Origin of the sequence: Acidovorax sp. HMWF029 (assembly GCF_003060895.1) — a bacterium.
Classification (GTDB): Bacteria; Pseudomonadota; Gammaproteobacteria; order Burkholderiales; family Burkholderiaceae_C; genus Acidovorax.
The window spans coordinates 34,450-37,995 of the sequence record NZ_QAIH01000136.1 but is presented as its reverse complement, the minus strand read 5'-3'; the positions used below and the strand labels follow the sequence as shown (position 1 = coordinate 37,995).

4 protein-coding genes are annotated in these 3,546 nt (G+C 65.6%); 2 read left to right on the top strand and 2 right to left on the bottom strand.

Translation table 11 applies throughout. From position 1 onward, the window contains the following. Positions 1–160 precede the first annotated feature (160 nt). Complete coding sequence (locus DBR12_RS09335; protein WP_108616986.1) at positions 161–1,294, bottom strand: magnesium transporter CorA family protein; 1,134 nt, start codon at positions 1,292–1,294, stop codon at positions 161–163. A 68-nt stretch (positions 1,295–1,362) separates the two neighbouring features. Continuing rightward, a complete protein-coding gene (gene hemB, locus DBR12_RS09330; protein ID WP_108616991.1) occupies positions 1,363–2,370 on the bottom strand; it encodes a porphobilinogen synthase in 1,008 nt (335 codons plus the stop codon). A 341-nt stretch (positions 2,371–2,711) separates the two neighbouring features. On the opposite strand from hemB, the gene DBR12_RS09325 reads away from it, so the two are divergent. Further along, the gene (locus tag DBR12_RS09325) at positions 2,712–3,140 is read left to right on the top strand and encodes a CopD family protein (protein WP_108616985.1); all 429 of its coding nucleotides are present in this window, start codon (positions 2,712–2,714) and stop codon (positions 3,138–3,140) included. A gap of 19 nt (positions 3,141–3,159) precedes the next feature. Next, positions 3,160–3,546: VanZ family protein (locus DBR12_RS09320; RefSeq protein WP_199226664.1), on the top strand; the 387-nt coding region annotated here is incomplete at its 3' end.

The following is a 3,546-nucleotide window of genomic DNA, read 5'->3' as shown; positions in this document are numbered from 1 at the left end:
GGCATCTGCAGGCTCTCAGGCTGCCGCCAGGTGGTGGGGGAGGGCGGCAGAGACCGAAAGAAGGGCAAGGCGGGGGCGGCACGCAGGTGAAAAAGCGCTGCGTATGTTGGGGTGTTTGGTTTGAAAAAACCAGATTTCAACAGGGGTGCCCCCGCCAGGGCTATCGCGTGCTGGTGCGGGCGAGGTAACGCTTGCGCCAAAACAGCAGCACCAGCGCCAAGGCGATCACGATCATGGACCCTGTGGCCCACCAGAAGCCGTCCTGCTTGTGGATGAGCGGCAAAAACTCAAAGTTCATGCCGAAGATGCCGGCAATCAGGTTCAGCGGCAGGAACACGGCTGTGAGCGCCGTGAGCGTGCGCATGATGTCGTTGGTGCGGTTGCTCTGCACCGAAAAGTGCATCTGCACGGCGGTTTCGGTGCTTTGCTCCAGGCGCCGCACATGGTGCACCACACGCTCGATGTGCTCCAGCACATCGCGGCTGCGCACCTTGAGCAGGTCCAGCTCGCGCAGGCCGGCCGGTGTGTCGGGCAGGGGCCAGGTTTCCAGCGCGTCGATCCAGTCCTGCACGGCGGTGCGCTGGTCTTCGCAGATCTCGTCGAGCATGTGCAACGACAGGCGCGCTTCGAGCAGTGAATTCCAGTTGACGTAGCGCGCGCGGGGCTTGAGCAGCTCGTTCTGCCAGTGGTCCAGCTGGCGTGTGAGTTCGCGGCGCAGGTCCAGGTAGCCGTCCACCATCTGGTTGACCACGCGCAGCATCAGGTCGGCGGGGCTGGTGGGCAAGCGGGCACCGGCGGCCGGGTTGCTGCGGCCCTCGCCGTTGGTGCTTGCTGCTGGCGCCAAAGCCATCAGCCGCGTGGCATAGGCGTCGCGCACGGCGCAGTCGCTGGGGTGCACGGTCAGCAGCAGCTGGTCGAACACGGCAAAGCCCACGGGGCTGGTGTCGATGCGGCGCAGCACGGGCGGGCCGCTGCGCCGCGCGGAGCTCTCGGCCACAGCGGGTGGCTGTGCCACCCCGTCGCCCTGTGCCGTGGCCAGGCGGCGGAACACCAGCAGGTCGTACTGTGAGGTGTAGTCGTAGTGCGATGGCAGCTGCACGTTGAGCAGGTCGGACACATGCAGGTCCACCATTTGCAACCCCACCAGGGTCTGCAGGTTTGCCTGGATCTCGGCCAGCCGTGCCTGGAAGGCGGGGCGCGCGCAGGCGATCCAGACAAAACCCAGGGCAGGCATCTGTGCGGGCAGCTCGGCCAGCTCTTGCACGCCGCCGCTGTGGATGTGGAAGATGCGCATGAACGGCAAGGCCCCGGATTTTTGCTCAAAAATGGCTTCTTCGCCTGCTGGGCAAGCGTTGATTGCTATTATTTTTGAAGTTTTCGGGCCACGTCGCGCGCAAAGTAGGTCAGCACGCCATCGGCGCCCGCGCGCTTGAAGGCCAAGAGGCTCTCCATCATCACGGCGTCGTGGTCCAGCCAGCCGTTGGCGGCGGCGGCTTTGATCATGGCGTATTCGCCGCTGACCTGGTAGGCGAAGGTGGGCACCTTGAACTCGTCCTTCACGCGGCGCACGATGTCCAGGTACGGCATGCCGGGTTTGACCATCACCATGTCGGCGCCTTCGGCGATGTCGATAGCCACCTCGCGCAGGGCTTCGTCACTGTTGCCGGGGTCCATCTGGTACACATTCTTGTCGGCCTTGCCCAGGGCGCCACGGGTGCCCACCGCATCGCGGAAGGGGCCGTAGAAGGCGCTGGCGTATTTGGCGCTGTAGGCCATGATGCGGGTGTGGATGTGGCCCTGCACCTCCAGCGCCTCGCGGATCGCGCCGATGCGCCCGTCCATCATGTCGCTGGGGGCGACGATGTCCACGCCTGCCTCGGCATGGGTGAGCGCCTGGCCGGTCAGGATCTCCACCGTCTCGTCGTTGACGATGTAGCCGGTGGCGTCGAGCACGCCGTCCTGGCCGTGGCTGGTGTACGGGTCCAGGGCCACGTCGGTCATTACGCCCAGGTCGGGGAATTCCTTTTTGAGAGCCCGCACCACGCGCGGGATCAGGCCGTCGGGGTTCAGCGCCTCTTTGCCGTCGGGCGCCTTGAGCGACGGGTCGATCGCCGGGAACAGCGCCAGCACCGGGATGCCCAGCTTCACGCAATCCTCGGCCACGGGCAGCAGCAGGTCCAGGCTCAGGCGCTCCACGCCCGGCATCGATGCAATGGCCTCGCTGCGGCCCTGGCCCTCGTGCACGAAAACGGGGTAGATCAGGTCGTCGGCGGTGACCAGGTTTTCGCGCACTAGGCGGCGGGTGAAGGCATCGCGGCGCAGTCGGCGCGGGCGGTTCTGGGGAAAGGGGGCGGGGCTTTGGAGGTGCATCATGTGGATTATGAAGCCCCCCTGAGTCGCCTGTCGGCGCCTTCCCCCGAAGGGGACGCACCCCCCCGGACCGGCGAAGCCGGATCCACGGGCGCACTGGCTTGGCGCGTGCCAGTCTCGGGCCGCAGTGCCTCGCACACCCACCCTCGTATTGCCGCTTGTAACACGATGTGCCCGGTGCTAAATTGGCGTTGGGCGGCTTGCTGCCCCCCGCTTTCCTCCCTGAGCGGGGCCTCGGATTGCAGCAATGCAAAACAGGCTTTCCTGGCCCGGCGGACTGCCGGGCTTTTTTTGTCCGGCCCTGGGTCGTGGCAAAGCTTGCAGGAACGTAAACTGCGCCCATGCTCTGGGTCAAAGCCTTTCACATCGTCTTCGTGGCCAGCTGGTTTGCCGGCCTTTTCTATTTGCCTCGCATCTTCGTCAATCTGCAGATGGTGGCTCCCGGCTCCGTGGCCGAGCGCGACCGGTTGCTGCTGATGGCGCGCAAGCTGCTGCGTTTCACCACGCTGCTGGCGGTTCCTGCACTGGCCCTGGGCGTGTGGCTGTGGATGGGCTATGGCATCGGTCGGGGCCCTGGCAATGGCTGGATGCACGCCAAGCTGGCCGTGGTGGTGCTGGTAATTGGCTACCACCACGCCTGCGCCGTGCTGCTGCGCAAGCTGGCCGACGGTACCTGCCGCAAAAGCCATGTCTGGTTCCGTTGGTTCAACGAGGCGCCCGTCCTGCTCTTGCTGGTTGCAGTGGTTTTGGTGGTGGTCAAGCCGTTCTGATGGCGCAGGGCTGACGCTGGTGCACAAGACCTCTGCCTGGCCCCTGGCGCTGATCTATACGGCGCTCGTCGTTTTTGCGAGCCTGTTTCCGTTTGACGGCTGGCGTGCGCAGGGCATCGACCCGCTGGTCTTTTTGCTGGCCCGTCTGCCCCCGCCGTACTGGACGGGTTTTGACGTGGTCACCAATGCGGCAGGTTATGCGCCGCTGGGTTTTTTGCTGGTGCTGGGCATGCTGCGCTCGGGCTGGCGGCGTGTGCTGGTGGCCGTGGCGGTGGCCACCGTGGCGGGCGCGCTGCTGTCGTTGGCGATGGAGTTTTTGCAGATTTATCTGCCCCGGCGGGTGCCGTCCAACCTGGACCTGCTGCTCAACATTGGGGGCACGATGGCAGGCGCCCTGAGCGCAGCC

Coding starts and splice junctions, on each gene's coding strand:
- DBR12_RS09325 (WP_108616985.1), top strand. CDS start 2,712: ATGCTCTGGGTCAAAGCCTTTCACATCGTCTTCGTGGCCAGCTGGTTT.
- hemB (WP_108616991.1), bottom strand. CDS start 2,370: ATGCACCTCCAAAGCCCCGCCCCCTTTCCCCAGAACCGCCCGCGCCGA.
- DBR12_RS09335 (WP_108616986.1), bottom strand. CDS start 1,294: ATGCGCATCTTCCACATCCACAGCGGCGGCGTGCAAGAGCTGGCCGAG.